We start from the raw sequence: 19,839 nt of genomic DNA on the forward strand, positions 1-19,839 counted from the left end.
TGGTGTAATAAATGATATTTGTACTATGAAATACAATCCAAGCGAAATCGAAGCAAAATGGCAAAAGTTTTGGAAAGAAAATCAAACTTTTAAAACCTCAAATCAATCCGATAAACCTAAGTATTATGTCCTAGACATGTTTCCTTATCCTTCTGGAGCAGGACTGCATGTAGGTCATCCTCTAGGGTATATTGCCTCGGATATTTTTGCACGATATAAAAGACACAAAGGATTTAATGTATTACATCCTCAAGGATACGATAGTTTTGGATTACCTGCAGAGCAATATGCAATTCAAACGGGTCAGCATCCTGCAATTACAACAGAAGTAAATATTGCGCGTTACAGAGAACAATTGGATCAGATTGGTTTCTCTTTTGACTGGTCTCGTGAGATTCGCACCTCAAATGCAGATTACTATAAACACACCCAGTGGATTTTCATTCAGTTGTTTAATTCCTGGTATAATAAGGACTCAGATAAAGCGGAGTCGATTGCTACTTTGATTGCTTTATTTGAACAAAGTGGAAATGCGACGGTTAATGCTGTGTGCGATGAGTCGATTGTGGCTTTCACTGCACAGGAGTGGGCTTCTTTTTCTCCAGAAGAAAAAGAGCACCTCTTATTGGGGTACCGTTTGACGTATTTAGCAGAGACAGAAGTAAACTGGTGTCCAGCTTTGGGAACTGTTTTGGCGAATGACGAAATTAAAGACGGTTTGTCAGAGCGTGGAGGTCATCCAGTGGTGCGCAAGAAAATGAAGCAGTGGAGTATGCGTATCTCAGCTTATGCAGAACGCTTACTAGAAGGACTAAATACAATTGATTGGACAGAGAGCTTGAAAGAGAGCCAACGCAACTGGATTGGAAAATCGGAAGGTGCAGCTGTCGTGTTCAACGTAAAAGATTCAGCAGAAACGATCGAAGTATTTACCACGCGCCCTGATACAATTTTTGGTGTTAGTTTTATGACTTTGGCACCGGAGCACGATTTAGTGAGAAAAATTACAACGCCAGAAAAAAGTGGTGCAGTAGAAGCGTATATCGATGCAACTTCAAAGCGAAGTGAGCGCGAGCGTATGGCGGATGTGAAAAAGATTTCAGGTGTATTTACCGGAGCATATGCTGAACATCCATTTACCAAAGAGCCAATTGAAATTTGGATTGGCGACTATGTGTTGGCTGGTTATGGAACGGGTGCTGTGATGGCAGTTCCTGCTGGTGATACCCGTGACTATGCGTTTGCCAAGCACTTTGGTATTGAAATTAAAAATATTTTTAATCAAGATATTAGCGAAGAGGCTTTTTCAGAAAAAGAGGGATTTGTTTTAGAAAATTCAGATTTCTTGAATGGATTAGCTTATAAAGAAGCTACGGCTAAGGCCATTGAAGCTATCGAAGCTTTAGGGCAAGGAAAAGGGAAAACAAATTACCGCTTGCGCGATGCTGTGTTTTCTCGTCAACGCTATTGGGGGGAACCATTTCCCGTGTATTATGTCAATGGTTTGCCGAAGATGATTGACAAGGCGTATTTGCCCATTCTATTGCCAGAAGTTGAAAAGTACTTGCCAACCGAAGACGGACAACCTCCTTTGGGGAATGCGCATACTTGGGCTTGGGACACAGTAAATAACAAAGTGGTTTCAAATGATTTAATTGATGAAGTTACTGTATTTGGATTAGAGCTAAATACAATGCCTGGATGGGCTGGTTCTTCTTGGTATTGGATGCGTTATATGGATCCTACAAATGAAGAGGCTATCGCTTCAAAACAAGCCTTGGAATACTGGCAAAACGTCGATTTATATATTGGAGGAAGTGAGCACGCAACAGGACATTTATTGTATAGCCGCTTTTGGAATAAATTCTTAAAAGACATTGGCGTAGCACCGACAGAGGAACCTTTTGCTAAACTGATCAATCAAGGGATGATTTTGGGTACTTCAGCTTTTGTATATCGCGTGGAAGGAACGAATACGTTCATTTCAAAAGATATGATTAAAGATGAAAAAGTACAGCAATTATACGCTTATGTTGGGTTAGTAAATAACTCGTCTGAATTGGATATGGAAGGGTTCAAGGCGTGGAGACCTGACTATGCAGAAGCAACTTTTATTTGTAATGCGAACGGAAAATACATCGTTGGACACGAAGTAGAGAAAATGTCTAAGTCATATTTCAACGTAGTAAATCCAGATGATATTTGCCAGGAGTATGGAGCAGATACGCTTCGTTTATACGAGATGTTCTTAGGTCCATTGGAGCAGGCAAAGCCTTGGAATACTGCAGGTATTTCGGGAGTATTTGGTTTCTTGAAAAAACTGTGGAGATTGTATGCGGATGATACTGCTGTGGTGGTCGTGGATGAAGAACCAACAAAAGAGATGTACAAGTCTTTGCACAAAACGATCAAAAAGGTAGAAGAGGATATTGAAGGATTTTCTTTTAATACATCGGTTTCTCAATTTATGATTTGTGTAAATGAGTTAGGACAGCAAAAATGTCACCACCGTGCCATCTTAGAGCCTTTGGCGATTTTGGTTGCACCGTATGCGCCACATATTGCAGAAGAACTATGGAGTATGCTCGGACACAAAGGGACGATTGCTGATCAACCGTTTCCTGAGTTTGTTGCAAGTTACTTAGTAGAAGATGCAAAAGAATACCCAGTTTCATTCAATGGGAAAATGCGTTTTAAAATTGAATTGCCTTTGGATTTAAGTGTTGAAGAAATTGAGAAATTAATTTTAGCAGACGAAAGAACCCAAGCGCAATTACAAGGACGTGAACCGAAAAAGTTAATCGTGGTGCCAGGAAAAATTATCAACATCGTGGGGTAAACAACCTGGAACAAAGGAGTATAAAAAAAATCCCGTTGTAGTCATACAACGGGATTTTTTAGTTTTATTTTCCTGGACGTAAGAGCAAGGCGCTATCAAAATCTTTTTTGATGGATTTGAGGTAGCGTTCTGCTTCTAAACGCGTTTTGAAATTTCCTGCCAAAACTTTATATGAGGGATTGGAATAAATGACAGTTGCCTCCATGTCTGGATACATTCTTTTGAAGCGATTTAGGGCTTCTTTTGCTTGCTGGTTTTTACCGTAAAAAATCTGAATATTGTATTTATCCGTATTCAAGGTAGAGCTTGTTGTAGCTCTTTTGGCATCAACGAGCTTTTTTATGGCTAAAGACTCTTGAATCGCACTGTTTTTCTCTTGAGCATAACTTATTGTATGCATAAAAAACAAGCAAAAAAGGACTGGAAATATTCTTAAATTTCTCATAATGAAATGTATTTGAAGCAAATTTACAATTATTCTTGAAAATTGCGTGAGATCGCTTTATTTAGAACGCGTATAAATTAAAGATTAAGGTCGTTAAAGGTTTTAAGAGTTATCCATAAATTGTATTTTTGTCGGAGTTTGTAAATAAGGTGTATTGAATAATAGTTGATTATCACTGTTATTAAAAACCAAGTTTAGTTGAAAATCAATTTATAACTATGAAAAAAGTGGGTAACCATAATTCGTTTTCAAAGATTTTATTCTTTTGTTTAGCATTAATGCTATCGTTTTCTACAATTTCGTTTGCTCAAGATGTAGCAAAGGGTAAGGAATTGTTTAATTCTAACTGTGCGGCATGTCACAAGTTAGACGGGGCTTCTACTGGACCTGCACTTCGTGGAGTTGTTGAACGTCACGACGGAGATGTAGAATGGCTACACAAGTGGATCAAAAGTAGTTCGTCTTTGATTAAATCTGGCGACGCTCGTGCGGTAAAACTGTTCGATGAGTGGAACAAAGTTGTGATGAACGACTTTCCAGGTTTATCTGACCAAGATGTAGATGATATCTTGGCGTATGTATCTGAACCAAAAGCTGAGGCTCCGGCTGCTGCTGCAACTGCAGGTGGTGCTCAAGGACAAGGTGGTGGAGATGCGGTTTCTAATATGATTGTATTAGGAGCACTAGTAGTGGTGTTGTTATTATTGGTAACGATGCTTTTCCTTGTTAAGAAAGTACTGAATAAAGTTGTTGAGGCTAACGGATTAACTGAAGAGGTTCGTCAAACTGTTCCGTTGTGGAAAGCGTTTGTGAAAAATCAATTCTTGGTGATTTGTTCTACAATTGTATTTGTTCTAATTGGTTCGTATTTCGCTTATGGCTTTATGATGCAAATTGGAGTAGATAAAGGGTATGAACCAGTTCAACCTATCCACTTCTCACACAAAATTCACGCGGGAGACAATGGTATTGATTGTAAATACTGTCACTCTTCTGCAAGATCAAGTAAAACTTCTGGAATTCCTTCGTTAAACGTTTGTATGAACTGTCATAAAAACATCAGTGAATTCACTGGAGATGAAGGTGCAGATTACGGTAAATACACGCCAGAATTTTACACTGCTGAAATTCAAAAGTTATATGACGCTGTAGGATGGGATCCTGCGACTCAAAAATATACTGGTAAAGAGAAGCCTGTTAAATGGGTTCGTATTCATAATTTACCTGATTTCGTTTACTATAACCACTCACAACACGTAAATGTTGCTGGTTTAGAATGTCAAACTTGTCACGGACCTGTGGAGGAAATGGAAATCATGAGACAACACTCTCCATTGACAATGGGATGGTGTATTGACTGTCACAGAACAACGGATGTTAAGTTGAAGGATAATGCGTACTACGCTAAAATCCACGAAGAACTTGCTAACAAATACGGAGTTGAGAAATTGACAGTTGCTCAAATGGGTGGACTTGAGTGTGGTAAATGTCACTATTAAGAATTATTTAAGAATAAGAAGCTAATATTTATATACAATGGCATCAAACAAAAAATACTGGAAAAGTGTTGAGGAGCTGAATGATAATAGTTCTATTGTTGAGACGCTAAGAAACAATGAGTTTGTTGAGGAAATTCCTACAGATGAATTTCTTGGAGACAAAAACAAATTGTCTTCTTCTTCAACAACTCGTCGAGACTTTTTGAAATATGTTGGTTTTTCAACAGCTGCAGCAACTTTAGCTGCTTGTGAGGGACCAGTTATAAAATCAATTCCTTACGTAGTTCAACCAGAGGAAATTATCCCTGGAATCGCGGATTACTATGCGACTACAATCGCGGATGGTTTTGATTTTGTGAATGTTTTGGTTAAGACTCGTGAGGGTCGTCCAATCAAAATTGACAATAATAAACTTGCAAACGCCTATTCAGGTGCGAATGCGCGTGTACATGCCTCTGTGCTTTCAATGTATGACAGCATGCGTCTAAAAGCGCCGAAAATCGAAGGGAAAAATGCTTCTTGGGATGAGGTAGATGCTAAAGTAAGAGCAAGTTTACAAGATGCTAAATCAACAGGAGGAAGCGTAGTTGTGTTAACGAATACAATGGCGAGTCCTTCGACAGATAAATTGATCGGAGAGTTTATTGAAACATATCCAAACGCTAAACACGTGATCTATGACGCTGTTTCATCATCTGCAGCAGCAGATGCTTATGAGCAAGCATACGGAAAACGCGGATTAGCAGATTACGATTTTGGAAAAGCAAGCGTTATCGTTTCTGTTGGTGCTGATTTCTTAGGAGATTGGCAAGGTGGAGGATACGACTCTGCTTACGCTCAAAAACGTATCCCTAAAAATGGTGTAATGTCTAAGCACATTCAGATTGAAGCTAATATGAGTCTTTCTGGAGCTAATGCAGACGTTCGTATGCCATTGTCTGTTGCAGAACAAAAAGCAGCTTTAGTTAAATTGTACAATGTAATCGTTGGAGGATCTGTTTCTTCTGCTACTACAGCATACGACGAGGCGATTAATAAAGCAGCAAAACAAGTAAAAGCAGCAGGTTCAAAAGGAGTTGTTGTTACAGGTTTAGAAGATGTAAACGCACAATTAGTTGTATTGGCAATTAACGAGGCATTACAATCAGAAGCTTTCTTGCCAGAACAAACAAAATATGTAAGACAAGGAAATGCTGCAAAAGTAGCTGAGCTAATTAAAGAGATGAACGCTGGTAAAGTGCATACTTTAATTATGTCAGGTATTAACCCAGTGTATACTTTGGCAAATAGCGCTGCTTTCGTTGAAGGATTGAAAAAAGTAAAAACTTCAGTGAGCTTCGCATTAAAAGAGGATGAAACAGCTTTAGAGACTACAATCGCTGCTGCTGCACCTCATTATTTAGAGGCTTGGGGTGACGTAATGATCAAAAAAGGTCACTACTCAATTACTCAACCTACAATCAGACCTTTATTCGATACAAGACAGTTTCAAGAAGCTTTATTGTTGTGGAATGGAAATAATACAGCGTATTATGACTATATCAAAGCAACAAGTGCATCTTATGTTTCTGGATTAACTTGGAATCAATTGGTTCACGATGGTTTTGCTGTAACAGGTGAAAACGCGAAAATCTCAGCTTCTGCTGATTTCTCTTCTGCTGTTTCTGCATTGAGCAAAGCTAAAAAAGGAGAAGGTCTTGAATTAGTATTGTATACGAAAACAGGAATGGGAGACGGACAACAAGCAAACAACCCATGGTTGCAAGAGTTCCCAGATCCAATCACGCGTGTATCATGGGATAACTACTTAACTATCTCTCGCGCTGATGCTGAAGCTTTAGGTATCGTAAACTTCCACGTTGCTAACGGTGGTTTAGACGGAAGCTATGTTACGATCCAAGCAAACGGCGTTACTTTAGAAAATGTACCTGCATTAATTCAACCTGGACAAGCAGCTGGAACAGTTGGTTTAGCTTTCGGTTACGGAAGAAAAGCTAGCTTAAAAGAAGACATGCAAGTTGGGGTGAATGCTTATACTTTATATCACAACTTCGATAACGTTCAACAAGTTACAGTAGAAAAAGCATCAGGAAACCACGAGTTTGCTTGTGTTCAGTTGCAAAATACTTTAATGAGTAGAGGTGATATCGTAAAAGATACAACGTTAGAAATTTTCAATACAAAAGATGTAGAAGAGTGGAATATCTTCCCAGTGGTTTCTTATGATCACCAAGAAGTAAGAGCTTCTTCTGTAGATATTTGGGAATCTTTCGATCGTTCTGTAGGTCACCACTTCAACTTATCGATTGACTTAAACGCTTGTACAGGATGTGGAGCATGTGTAATTGCATGTCACGCAGAAAACAACGTACCAGTAGTTGGGAAGTCAGAAGTAAGAAGAAGTAGAGATATGCACTGGTTGCGTATCGATAGATACTATTCATCAGAAGATACATTCTCAGCGGATGTAGATAAGAAAGTAGCAGCAAAAGGATTCTCAGAAGCTCGTTCTGCTTATATGGAATTAGAGCATCCTGCAGATAATCCACAGGTTGTATTCCAACCAGTAATGTGTCAACATTGTAACCACGCACCTTGTGAGACTGTATGTCCGGTAGCGGCTACATCACACGGACGCCAAGGACAAAACCACATGGCTTATAACCGTTGTGTTGGAACAAGATACTGTGCAAACAACTGTCCTTATAAGGTAAGACGTTTCAACTGGTTCTTATATGCTCAAAATGATGAGTTCGATTTCCACATGAATGACGATTTAGGACGTATGGTATTAAACCCAGACGTAGTAGTTCGTTCAAGAGGGGTAATGGAAAAATGTTCATTGTGTATTCAAATGACACAAGCAACAATCTTACAAGCGAAGAATGAAGGTAGAGCGGTTCGTCCAAACGAATTCGAAACTGCTTGTTCTGCAGCATGTTCTAGTGGAGCTATGGTATTTGGAGATGTTAATGAAAAAGAATCAGAAATTACTAAATTAGCTGAATCAGATAGATCATACCACTTATTAGAGCACATTGGTACAAAACCAAATGTTTTCTATCACGTTAAGGTTAGAAATATCTAGTTTAAAAAGAATTATTAATTAAAGAAACATATAAAGGATTATGTCGTCACATTACGAAGCACCCATTAGAAAACCTTTAGTTATCGGTAAGAAATCTTACCACGATATAACTGTGGATGTGGCTAGACCTGTTGAAGGACGAGCAAATAAATTATGGTGGAGAGTATTCGCTATAGCTTTGTTAGCTTTCTTATGGGGAGTAGGCTGTATGGCTTATACTGTAGGAACAGGTATAGGTACTTGGGGATTAAATAAAACCATTGGATGGGCTTGGGATATTACCAATTTCGTTTGGTGGGTTGGTATCGGTCACGCTGGTACATTAATTTCTGCCGTATTATTATTATTTAGACAAAAATGGAGAATGGCTATTAACCGTTCTGCTGAGGCTATGACAATTTTCTCAGTAGTTCAGGCTGGTTTATTCCCGATTATACATATGGGGCGCCCTTGGTTAGCGTACTGGGTATTACCTATTCCAAACCAATTCGGTTCGTTATGGGTAAACTTTAACTCGCCGCTATTATGGGATGTATTCGCGATTTCTACGTATTTATCAGTATCATTAGTTTTCTGGTGGACTGGTTTACTTCCTGACTTCGCTATGTTACGTGATAGAGCTATCACTCCATTTACAAAAAGAGTATATTCAATTTTATCTTTCGGTTGGTCTGGAAGAGCAAAAGATTGGCAACGTTTTGAGGAAGTTCACTTAGTATTAGCTGGTTTAGCTACGCCACTTGTACTTTCTGTACACACGATTGTATCTTTTGACTTTGCTACGTCAGTTATCCCTGGATGGCATACCACGATCTTACCGCCTTACTTCGTTGCAGGTGCGATCTTCTCAGGATTCGCTATGGTTAATACCTTGTTGATCATCATGAGAAAAGTATCTAACTTAGAAGACTATATTACAGTTCAACACATTGAGTTGATGAACATCATCGTTATGATTACAGGATCTGTAGTTGGGGTAGCCTATATTACAGAGCTATGGGTAGCTTGGTATTCAGGAGTAGAGTATGAACAATACGCTTTCTTAAACCGTGCTTCAGGTCCATACTGGTGGTCATACTGGTTGATGATGACATGTAACGTAATTTCTCCACAAGTGATGTGGGTGAAAAAAATTAGAACAAACATCATGGCTTCGTTTATCATTTCAATCGTTGTAAACGTGGGGATGTGGTTCGAGCGTTTCGTAATTATCGTTACCTCGTTACACAGAGATTACTTGCCGTCATCTTGGACAATGTTCCAACCAACATTTGTAGATGCTGGTATTTATATCGGAACAATCGGTTTCTTCTTCGTACTATTCTTGTTGTATTCTAGAAGTTTCCCTGTAATTGCGCAAGCAGAGGTGAAAACTATCTTGAAATCATCAGGTGAATACTACAAAAAAGAAAGAGATAGTAAAGAAGGTCATCAATCATTAAATCACTAATTCGTTATGAGTAATAAGTTTATTCACGCAATATACAATGATGATGATGTGTTGTTAGATGCAGTTAAAGAAACAAGATCTGCTCACCATCACATTGAAGAGATATACACGCCTTTCCCAGTTCACGGACTAGACAAGGCGATGGGATTAAAACCAACTAGATTAGCTATTTGTGCATTCTTGTACGGTTTAGTAGGTTTAGCATTCGGAACAAGCATGATGTATTTTATCATGATTGTGGATTGGCCACAAGATATTGGAGGTAAACCTAGTTTTAGTTTTATCCAAAATATGCCAGCTTTTGTGCCTATTATGTTTGAGATGACTGTATTGTTTTCTGCTCACTTAATGGTGTTAACATTCTTCTTTAGAAGTAAATTATGGCCATTTAAAACAGCTGAAAACCCTGATGTAAGAACAACTGATGACCATTTCTTAATGGAGGTTGCTTTAAAAGGAGACGAGGATACTGCAATTGAATTCTTCAAAGGAACAGGAGCAGTTGAAGTTAAAGTAATTGAAAAGTAATAGTAGCATGAAATCGATATATAAAATAGTAACTTTAGCGGGTGTAGCTGTTTTGACTACGTCTTGTTTTAACAAAGAGCGTCCTAACTATCAGTTTATGCCTAATATGTACGAATCTGTAGCCTATGAAACATATGCAGAGGTTCCTACTACAGTTTTCAAAAATGGTAAAGAAGGACAACTTCCTGCAGAAGGATCAGTACCTCGTGGATTTCAACCGGAAGAGTATGCAGATACACCAGAAGGATTAGCTGAAGCGAGATTACATTTGAAATCACCCCTAACTGCAGAAGAGAAAGATCTAGAGAAAGGTAAAGCGTTATATGCAATTTACTGCTCAGTTTGTCACGGTGCAAAAGGAGATGGAAAAGGTAATTTGGTAAAAAGAGAAAAATTCTTAGGGGTTCCTAACTATCACGATAGAGAACTTACTGAAGGAGGTGTTTACCACGTTATTACTTATGGTTTGAATTCAATGGGAGCGCATAAAAACCAATTAACGCAACACGAGCGTTGGTTAGTTACTGATTATGTGCTTAAATTGAAATCAGAATAATAAATTGTAAAACTTAGTTGAAAGTTTAGATATGTACACATTATCAAAAAATTTGAAAACCTTTGCGTTAGTCCTGATGGTTCTAGGATTAGTAGGGATTGCGTATGGGTTTTTCAGTGCACCAAAGACAACTGCTGATGTAGAGCAGATTTTAAATGAGCAAGCGCACCACGGAGGTGGTCACCATGCCGATCATGGCGAGGTTTCGGATGCAGATCACGAAGCGCACCAAAAACATTTAGAGCATGTGTTGACGCAGATGCAAAATAAACCTTGGACAGCTGTATATGTGGCTTGTATTTTTGTAATGCTTGTTTCTCTTGGGATTTTAGCTTTTTACGGAATCAATTACGCCGCAGCAGCAGGATGGTCGCCAGTTCTTTTCCGCGTTATGGAAGGATTAACGGCTTATCTATTGCCTGGGTCTATCATTTTCTTACTACTTTTAATCGCAAGTGCTGCAGGAGGTAACCACCTATTTATTTGGATGGATCCTACCATTGTAGCGAACGACGCATTAATCGCTGGAAAAACTGGATATTTGAATATTCCTTTCTTCTTTATAAGAGCGATCATCTTCTTAGGTGGTTGGAACTTATATCGAGTGTATATGAGAAAGCAATCGTTGAAATTAGACGAGACAGGTGACTTAACATTCCACAAAAAAATGTTCAAAGCATCTGCTGGTTTCTTAGCTTTCTTTATTGTTACTGAATCAATGGCATCTTGGGACTGGATTATGTCTATCGATACGCACTGGTATAGTACATTATTCGGATGGTATGTATTCGCTAGTTTCTTCGTAACTGGTATTACAACAATCGCATTCGTTACCTTGTATTTAAAAAGCAAAGGTTATCTGGAATTTGTGAATACAAGTCATATTCACGATTTAGCTAAATTTATGTTTGGTTTAAGTATTTTCTGGACTTATCTTTGGTTCTCACAATTTATGTTACAGTGGTACTCTAACATTCCAGAGGAGGTTACCTACTTTATCTTCAGAATTCAAGAATATAACTTACCGTTCTTCGGCATGTTATTGTTGAACTTTGTGTTGCCTTTATTACTATTGATCAATACAGATTTCAAACGTCTATCTTGGATTGTTGTTATGGCTGGTACATCTATTATTGTAGGTCACTATTTAGACTTCTTTATTATGATCAGTCCGGGTACAGTTGGTGGATCTTGGTTTATCGGAATTCCTGAAATTGCAGCGTTAATGTTCTTCATCGGATTGTTTATCTATGTTGGATTTACAGCAATTTCTAAAGCTCCTTTATTAGCTAAGAACAACCCGCTAATTGAAGAAAGTAAACATTTTCATTATTAATAATTAAAAATAAACCAATGACTAGTTTATTAATAGTAGCGATAGTTGTATTATTGGGAATTGCAATCTGGCAATTGACAAAGATATTTGATTTAACGCAAGTAGGGTCTGGTCCTGATGACTATGAATCTCAACTAGCTAATCCAAAAGATAACAACATACAAGGATATGTAGTTTTCGGATTCTTAGCTTTTATTTATGTATTCACTATCTATTGTTTAGTAGAATACGGAAGTTTTCCATTAATGAGTGATTCAGCATCAGAACACGGAAATACAGTTGATAATCTAATGTGGATTTCAATGGCGTTGATTTTCTTTGTTCAAATTGTTACTCAATTCTTATTACACTACTTCGCATTTAAAGCTCGTGGTGTTAAAGGAAGAAAAGCAAGATATTTTTCTGATAATGATAAATTAGAAGCAGCTTGGACAATCATCCCAACCATTACTTTAACAGGTTTAATCCTTTACGGTTTGTTCGCTTGGAATGATATCATGTTTGTTAATGAAGAGGAAGAAGTTATCAACATCGAAGTATACGCAAAACAATTTGCTTGGGATGTTCGTTATGCAGGTCCTGATAATACATTAGGAAAAGCTAACGTTCGTTTTATCAAAGGTGTAAACGTGGTAGGTGTTGATATGACGGACCCGAATGCGCAAGATGATAAAATGGCAAAAGAACTTCACTTACCAGTTGGAAAGAAAGTTGTTTTGAAATTTAGATCACAAGATGTATTACACTCTGCTTATTTGCCTCACTTTAGAGCGCAAATGAACTGTGTACCTGGAATGGTGACTCAATTTGCTTTTGTACCTAGCGTTACAACAGAAGAAATGAGAACACGTGAGTCGATTGTTAGTAAAGTGAATAATATTAACAATATTAGAGCTGATAGAAGTCAAGAGCTTATTGCTGAAGGGCATGAACCTTTAGATCCATATACATTTGATTACCTATTATTGTGTAACAAAATTTGTGGAGCTTCTCACTATAACATGCAATTAAAAGTTGTTGTGTCTACAGAAGAAGAATATAACGCTTGGTTAAAAGAGTTACCTACTTTAGCAGAACAAGTAGCTGCTGAAAATGGGGCTAAAGAAGAAGAAGTAACTGCACCTGCTGAAACAGAAGTTGTAACAGAAGAAGTAGAAACTGAAGCTATCGCTCAAGTAGTAAAATAATTCACGTATTTAATTAAAACTTATACTATGTCAGCAATAGGACACGAAATAATTAATGATCACGATCACGATCATCACGATAAAGGTAATTTCTTCACTAAATACGTATTTAGTTTAGATCACAAGATGATTGCAAAACAATACTTGATTACAGGTATTATTATGGGAATCATCGGGATTGTAATGTCCCTTTTATTTAGAATGCAAATCGCGTGGCCTGAAGAATCTTTTCAGGTATTCAAATGGTTATTAGGAGAAAAAATGGCTCCAGACGGAGTTATGCGAAATGATATTTACCTTGCTTTGGTTACCATGCACGGAACAATCATGGTATTCTTCGTATTAACTGCTGGTTTAAGTGGTACGTTCTCGAACTTACTTATTCCATTGCAAATTGGAGCACGTGATATGGCTTCTGGATTCATGAACATGTTATCTTACTGGTTCTTCTTTGTTTCTGCGGTATTAATGGTTATTTCAATCTTCGCAGAAGGTGGACCTGCTTCTTCAGGATGGACAATTTATCCTCCTTTAAGTGCACTTCCACAAGCAATCCCAGGATCAGGTATGGGAATGACATTATGGTTAATCTCTATGGCTATCTTCATCGTTTCCTCTACAATGGGATCGTTGAACTACGTAGCAACAGTAGTTAACTTGAGAACAAAAGGAATGACAATGACTAGAATGCCATTGACAGTTTGGGCGTTATTCGTTACAGCTATCATCGGTATCGTATCTTTCCCTGTTCTTTTATCTGCTGCATTATTATTGATTTTCGATAGAAGTTTTGGTACTTCATTCTTCTTGTCAGATATTTATTTAGCTGGAGAAGTTTTACATTACCAAGGAGGATCACCAGTATTGTTTGAACACTTATTCTGGTTCTTAGGTCACCCTGAGGTATATATCGTAATCTTACCTGCAATGGGTATTACATCAGAAATTATCGCAACTTCTGCACGTAAACCAATCTTCGGATACCGTGCGATGATTGCTTCAATCTTAGGTATTGCGTTCTTATCAACAATCGTTTGGGGTCACCACATGTTCGTATCGGGTATGAACCCGTTCTTAGGATCTGTGTTTACCTTCACAACATTATTGATCGCTATTCCTTCCGCTGTAAAAGCGTTCAACTATATCACTACAATTTGGAGTGGTAATATCCAAATGAACCCTGCTATGTTATTCTGTATTGGTTTCGTATCTACGTTTATCACAGGAGGTTTAACAGGGATTATCTTAGGAGACTCAACACTAGATATCAACGTGCACGATACGTACTTCGTTATCGCTCACTTCCACTTAGTAATGGGTATCTCTGCACTTTACGGAATGTTTGCTGGTATCTACCACTGGTTCCCTAAAATGTTCGGAAGAATGATGAATAAAAACTTAGGTTATATTCACTTCTGGGTAACTGCAGTTTGTGCGTACGGAGTATTCTTCCCAATGCACTTTATCGGATTAGCAGGTTTACCTCGTCGTTACTATTCAAATACAGCATTCCCATTATTCGATGAATTCTATGATGTGAACGTATTAATTACTGTATTTGCTTTAGTAGGATCGGCATTCCAATTAGTATTCTTATGGAACTTCTTCGTTAGTATTTTCTATGGTAAGAAAGCACCTCAAAACCCTTGGAGATCAAACAGTTTAGAGTGGACTACACCAGTAGAACACATCCACGGAAACTGGCCTGGTGAATTACCAGTGGTTTACAGATGGCCATATGACTACAGCAAACCTGGTTTACCAGAAGATTACGCACCTCAAACTATGCCTTATATGGAAGGTGAGGAGCAATTACACCACTAAAATTATTTAGTTTAGATATAAAAACGCCATTCATTTTTGAATGGCGTTTTTTTGTATCCCTTTTTTTGAATTATCTTTGTTTCTATGAATGAGCATCTAGATCCTACAACCAAACATTTCAACCAAGAAGAATTTGACGTTGAAAAAAAACTTAGACCCCTGTCTTTTGACGATTTTGCGGGTCAGGATAGTGTGTTGGAAAATTTAAAAATCTTCGTGGCTGCTGCTAATCAAAGGGGAGAAGCACTTGATCATGCTTTGTTTCACGGACCTCCGGGACTCGGAAAAACTACTTTAGCTAATATTTTAGCCAATGAATTAAATGTAGGTATCAAGATTACTTCTGGACCAGTGTTAGATAAGCCAGGAGATTTAGCAGGTTTATTGACAAATTTAGAGGAGCGTGATGTGCTTTTCATTGACGAGATACATCGTTTGAGTCCCATTGTAGAGGAATACTTATACTCTGCTATGGAAGATTTCAAGATTGATATTATGATTGAATCAGGACCCAATGCGCGTTCGGTTCAAATTCACCTTAATCCGTTTACCTTAGTGGGTGCAACTACGCGTTCAGGTTTACTAACCGCACCTATGCGTGCGCGTTTCGGTATTCAAAGCCGTTTACAATACTACTCTAAAGAATTATTAGCCACTATTATCGAACGCAGTGCATCCATTCTCCAAGTGCCCATTGATCTCGAAGCTGCAATTGAAATTGCTGGACGCAGTCGCGGAACACCGCGTATTGCTAATGCATTGCTGCGTAGAGTGCGCGATTTTGCCCAAATTAAAGGAAATGGTACCATTGATATCGAAATCTCTAAATATGCCTTAAATGCCCTGCATGTCGATGCACGTGGTTTAGACGAAATGGACAATAAAATCCTTTCGACAATTATTGATAAATTTAAAGGTGGGCCTGTAGGTCTATCGACCTTAGCTACTGCTGTATCTGAAAATGCTGAAACCTTGGAAGAAGTTTACGAACCTTATTTGATTCAAGAGGGATTCATTATTCGTACTCCCCGTGGTCGTGAAGCGACGGAATTGGCATTTAAACACCTCGGTCGTTCTAAATCTGTAGGCGGATTATTTGATTTATAAGCAATGAAGGATAAACGCGCCCTTGATATCGTCTCTACTAGCGCTAAAGCTGCCCATTATGCTACCCTCATCAAAGCCGAAGCCAAGCGCTTAGGATTTATGTCTTGTGGTATCTCTAAAGCAGGTTTTTTAGAAGAGGAAGCACCGCGTTTGGAACAATGGTTGCATGCTAATATGCACGGCAGTATGCAATACATGGAGAATCACTTCGATAAACGATTAAATCCAACCTTGTTAGTAGAAGGAGCAAAAAGTGTCGTTTCTTTGCTTTTTAACTACTATCCAGAACAGACACAAAACGCAGATGCATTTAAGATCTCCAAATACGCCTATGGTGAGGATTATCACTTTGTGGTTAAGGATCGCTTAAAAGAATTGTTGCATTTTATTCACGAGCACATCGGTGACGTAGATGGGCGTGTTTTTGTCGATTCTGCCCCAGTACTAGACAAAGCTTGGGCCGCAAAAAGCGGATTGGGATGGATTGGTAAAAACAGCAATCTCATCGCCAAACAAGCGGGTTCTTTCTTTTTTATTGCCGAATTGATTATCGACTTAGATCTCGAACCCGATGGAGCAACCACTGATCACTGTGGTAAATGCACCCGTTGTATCGACGCCTGTCCAACGGGAGCTATAGAAAGTGCTTATGTCGTCAATGGATCTAAGTGTATTTCCTATTTTACTATTGAACTAAAAGACGATATTCCAAAAGAATTTTCGGGAATGTTTGACAATTGGATGTACGGTTGCGATGTCTGTCAAGACGTTTGCCCGTGGAATCGCTTTGCAACCCCCCATAAAGAAGCCCGATTTACTCCTAAGGATGAGTTAATGAACTTTTCCAATCGGGAGTGGGAAGAACTTACTAATGAGGTTTTTAATGATATATTTAAAAAATCCGCAGTAAAAAGAACGAAATTTACAGGATTAGTGCGAAATATTAAATTTTTAAAGGAATAAAATTCTAACAATAAATTATCTTTAAAAAGAGGTAACTTTGTTTATTCGGTTAAAATTATTTTTATGAATAAAGAAAGCTTACGCAGGGAAGCGTTGTTATATCACGCGAAACCAACGCCTGGAAAAATACAAGTTTTACCTACAAAGAAATACTCTTCTCAAAGAGATTTAGCCTTGGCTTACTCACCAGGAGTTGCCGAGCCTTGTTTAGAAATCGCTAAAGATGTAAATAACGTTTATAAATACACAGCAAAAGGAAACTTAGTTGCTGTTATTTCCAATGGAACAGCCGTTTTAGGATTGGGTAATATCGGTCCTGAAGCTTCTAAACCCGTTATGGAAGGAAAAGGTCTTTTGTTTAAGATTTTTGCAGATATAGATGTGTTTGACATTGAGGTAGATACCACGGATATCGACAAATTCATCGAAACGGTGAAAAATATCGCCCCAACTTTTGGAGGGATTAACTTAGAAGATATTAAAGCGCCAGAATCGTTTGAAATTGAAAGACGATTAAAAGAAGAATTGAATATTCCCGTGATGCATGACGATCAACACGGAACAGCAATTATTTCTGCAGCAGCTTTATTGAATGCTCTCGAACTGGCAGGAAAAAAGATTGACCAAGTGAAAATGGTGGTTTCTGGTGCTGGATCTGCTGCAATTGCATGTGCCAACTTATACGTTGCCTTTGGTGTGAAACAAGAAAATATACTCATGTTCAACAGTAAAGGGGTATTGAAGAAAGGGGATGACCGCATTTCGGATATGCAACGCGTTTTTGCGGTTGACTATGATATTTCCTTAAAAGATGCCATGAAGGGAAGTGATGTCTTCATCGGACTTTCAACAGCGGATGTTGTAACACCAGACATGTTATTGGGGATGGCAGAGAACCCTATTGTATTTGCAATGGCTAATCCAAAACCAGAAATTGATTACAACTTGGCGGTAGCGACGCGTAAAGACGTAATTATGGCAACGGGTCGATCAGATTATCCGAACCAAGTGAATAACGTTTTGGGATTCCCTTATATCTTTAGAGGGGCATTGGACGTTCGTTCAACAAAAATCAATGAAGAAATGAAGATGGCAGCCGTAGTTGCACTTGCTAAACTAGCAAAAGAACCGGTGCCAGAACAAGTAAATATCGCTTACGGAGAAACTAAACTTAGCTTCGGTCGCGAGTATATTATCCCTAAACCATTCGATCCACGCTTAATTGCCGTTGTTCCACCAGCAGTAGCTAAAGCAGCTATGGAGTCTGGATTAGCTGAAGCGCCAATTACAGACTGGGACAAGTATAAGCAAGAGTTAGAAGAACGCATGGGTTCTGATAACAAATTGGTGCGTATGTTGTTTAATCGCGCTAAAATTGATGCTAAACGCGTAGTCTATGCTGAAGCTGACCACTTGGATGTGTTGAAAGCGGCTCAAATCGCCTACGAAGAGGGAATTGCTATTCCAATCCTTTTAGGAGATAAAGAAACAATTCTTGAACTTAAGAAAGAAATTGAGTTTCACGCTGACGTAGAGATCATTGATCCCAAAGCAGATAGCGAAAAAGAAAGAAGAGCAACATTTGCAGATTTATACTGGAAAACAAGACAACGCAAGGGTATTACACATTACGAAGCAGCTAAACTGATGCGCGAGCGCAATTATTTTGCTGCCATGCTTGTAAATACAGGACAAGCAGATGTATTACTAACTGGATATTCACGTAGCTACCCAACTGTAGTGAAACCAATTTTAGAACTTATTCCTCGTGCACAAGGTGTAGATAAGATTGCTACGGCAAACTTAATGATGACCAAAAGAGGCCCTATGTTCTTAGCTGATACGGCAATTAATCCAAACCCTACAGCAGAAGAGTTGGCTAAAATCGCCGTTATGGTGGAGAAAACCGTGAAATTATTCGGATTAGACCCCGTAATTGCGATGCTGTCTTATACGAACTTCGGATCTGCACAACATGCCTCTCCTACAAAAGTAAAAGAAGCAGTGAGAATCTTACACGATCAACACCCTGATATGGTTGTAGATGGTGAAATTCAAATTGACTTTGCATTGAATAATGAAATGCTGAAATCTAAATTTCCATTCTCTAAATTGGTGAACAAGAAAGTTAATACGCTTGTGTTTCCTAATTTAGATTCTGCGAATATTACATATAAAATGTTGAAAGAATTGAACAAAGCGACGTCAATCGGCCCAATTATTATGGGACTTGAAAAAGCAGTTCACATCTTCCAACTTGGAGCAAGTGTAGATGAAATGGTCAATATGACGGCAGTAGCTGTAGTGGATGCTCAAGTAAGAGAGAACCGCAAGAAAAAATAAAAAATAAAATAAAAATCTTCCTTGATCTGAGTGTCATTATGTTAGTAAATAGTTAAAATTATTTACTATTTTTGATGAAAATTAAAGACTATGATTGCGCAGATCCAAGGAAGATTGATTGAAAAAACACCTACAGAAGTAATTGTGGATTGCCACGGTGTAGGCTATCAAATAAATATATCTCTTTATACGTATTCGCTTATAGGTAATTCTGAGAACCTAAAGCTGTATACTTTTCTTCAAATAAAAGAGGATGCGCATACTTTATTCGGATTTATAGACAAAGTAGAGCGCGAACTGTTCAAGCTTTTAATCTCCGTATCTGGAGTAGGAGGGAATACCGCTCGTAATATTTTGTCGTCTACTGTACCCAAAGAATTATTGCAAATGATTGCCAATGCTGATGCGAAAGGCATTCAGCGAATCAAAGGTATTGGTGCAAAAACTGCCCAACGAATCATATTAGACTTACAGGAAAAGGTAATAAAACTTTACAATATAGACGAAGTTTTACCTACGATTAACAATACAAATGCGGATGAAGCGTTATCTGCTTTAGAGGTGCTTGGTTTTGTTCGCAAAACAGCAGAAAAAGTGATTGATTCGATTTTAAAATCGGATCCCAATGCCTCTGTTGAAGATATTATTAAACAAGCATTAAAAAAATTGTAAGT

General features: G+C 38.2%; 14 protein-coding genes. 13 read left to right on the plus strand and 1 reads right to left on the minus strand.

All coding sequences use genetic code 11. From position 1 onward, the window contains the following. Positions 1 to 25: 25 nt before the first annotated feature. Positions 26 to 2,839, plus strand: a complete 2,814-nt coding sequence (gene leuS, locus HX062_RS02045; protein WP_286466198.1) for a leucine--tRNA ligase — start codon at positions 26 to 28, stop codon at positions 2,837 to 2,839. 64 nt (positions 2,840 to 2,903) lie between these two features. Here leuS and HX062_RS02050 read toward each other — a convergent pair whose 3' ends face one another. Beyond that, entirely contained in the window at positions 2,904 to 3,239 is a 336-nt protein-coding gene (locus HX062_RS02050) for an SPOR domain-containing protein (RefSeq protein WP_255492327.1), read from the minus strand. A gap of 263 nt (positions 3,240 to 3,502) precedes the next feature. On the opposite strand from HX062_RS02050, the gene HX062_RS02055 reads away from it, so the two are divergent. The 12 genes from HX062_RS02055 (at position 3,503) to ruvA (ending at position 19,837) form a co-directional block, all read left to right on the plus strand. Beyond that, a complete protein-coding gene (locus HX062_RS02055; protein ID WP_286466200.1) occupies positions 3,503 to 4,783 on the plus strand; it encodes a c-type cytochrome in 1,281 nt (426 codons plus the stop codon). 37 nt (positions 4,784 to 4,820) lie between these two features. Further along, a complete protein-coding gene (locus HX062_RS02060; RefSeq protein ID WP_286466201.1) occupies positions 4,821 to 7,871 on the plus strand; it encodes a TAT-variant-translocated molybdopterin oxidoreductase in 3,051 nt (1,016 codons plus the stop codon). A 40-nt stretch (positions 7,872 to 7,911) separates the two neighbouring features. Further along, positions 7,912 to 9,321: an NrfD/PsrC family molybdoenzyme membrane anchor subunit gene (nrfD, locus tag HX062_RS02065; RefSeq protein WP_182625544.1), complete on the plus strand. Its 1,410-nt coding sequence runs from the start codon at positions 7,912 to 7,914 to the stop codon at positions 9,319 to 9,321. 6 nt (positions 9,322 to 9,327) lie between these two features. Further along, complete coding sequence (locus HX062_RS02070; protein WP_158961518.1) at positions 9,328 to 9,849, plus strand: DUF3341 domain-containing protein; 522 nt, start codon at positions 9,328 to 9,330, stop codon at positions 9,847 to 9,849. Positions 9,850 to 9,856: 7 nt separating this feature from the next. Then, positions 9,857 to 10,405, plus strand: a complete 549-nt coding sequence (locus tag HX062_RS02075; protein WP_182625545.1) for a c-type cytochrome — start codon at positions 9,857 to 9,859, stop codon at positions 10,403 to 10,405. A 31-nt stretch (positions 10,406 to 10,436) separates the two neighbouring features. Next, positions 10,437 to 11,741 (plus strand): quinol:cytochrome C oxidoreductase, encoded by a 1,305-nt coding sequence (locus HX062_RS02080; RefSeq protein ID WP_182625546.1) that lies wholly within the window; start codon positions 10,437 to 10,439, stop codon positions 11,739 to 11,741. 17 nt (positions 11,742 to 11,758) lie between these two features. Continuing rightward, on the plus strand, positions 11,759 to 12,928 hold the full coding sequence (locus HX062_RS02085) for a cytochrome c oxidase subunit II (RefSeq protein WP_182625547.1): 1,170 nt from the start codon (positions 11,759 to 11,761) through the stop codon (positions 12,926 to 12,928). Positions 12,929 to 12,955: 27 nt separating this feature from the next. After that, positions 12,956 to 14,752, plus strand: coding sequence for a cytochrome c oxidase subunit I (locus HX062_RS02090; RefSeq protein ID WP_182625548.1), 1,797 nt, complete (start codon positions 12,956 to 12,958; stop codon positions 14,750 to 14,752). 84 nt (positions 14,753 to 14,836) lie between these two features. Further along, positions 14,837 to 15,859, plus strand: coding sequence for a Holliday junction branch migration DNA helicase RuvB (ruvB, locus tag HX062_RS02095; RefSeq protein WP_182625549.1), 1,023 nt, complete (start codon positions 14,837 to 14,839; stop codon positions 15,857 to 15,859). Between the two features lie 3 nt (positions 15,860 to 15,862). After that, positions 15,863 to 16,822 (plus strand): tRNA epoxyqueuosine(34) reductase QueG, encoded by a 960-nt coding sequence (gene queG, locus HX062_RS02100; protein WP_182625550.1) that lies wholly within the window; start codon positions 15,863 to 15,865, stop codon positions 16,820 to 16,822. A gap of 63 nt (positions 16,823 to 16,885) precedes the next feature. Continuing rightward, complete coding sequence (locus tag HX062_RS02105) at positions 16,886 to 19,165, plus strand: NADP-dependent malic enzyme (RefSeq protein ID WP_286466208.1); 2,280 nt, start codon at positions 16,886 to 16,888, stop codon at positions 19,163 to 19,165. 90 nt (positions 19,166 to 19,255) lie between these two features. Beyond that, positions 19,256 to 19,837, plus strand: coding sequence for a Holliday junction branch migration protein RuvA (ruvA, locus tag HX062_RS02110; RefSeq protein WP_182625552.1), 582 nt, complete (start codon positions 19,256 to 19,258; stop codon positions 19,835 to 19,837). Positions 19,838 to 19,839: the final 2 nt, after the last annotated feature.

This window comes from Myroides sp. DF42-4-2 (assembly GCF_030326445.1).
Taxonomy (GTDB): Bacteria; Bacteroidota; Bacteroidia; order Flavobacteriales; family Flavobacteriaceae; genus Flavobacterium.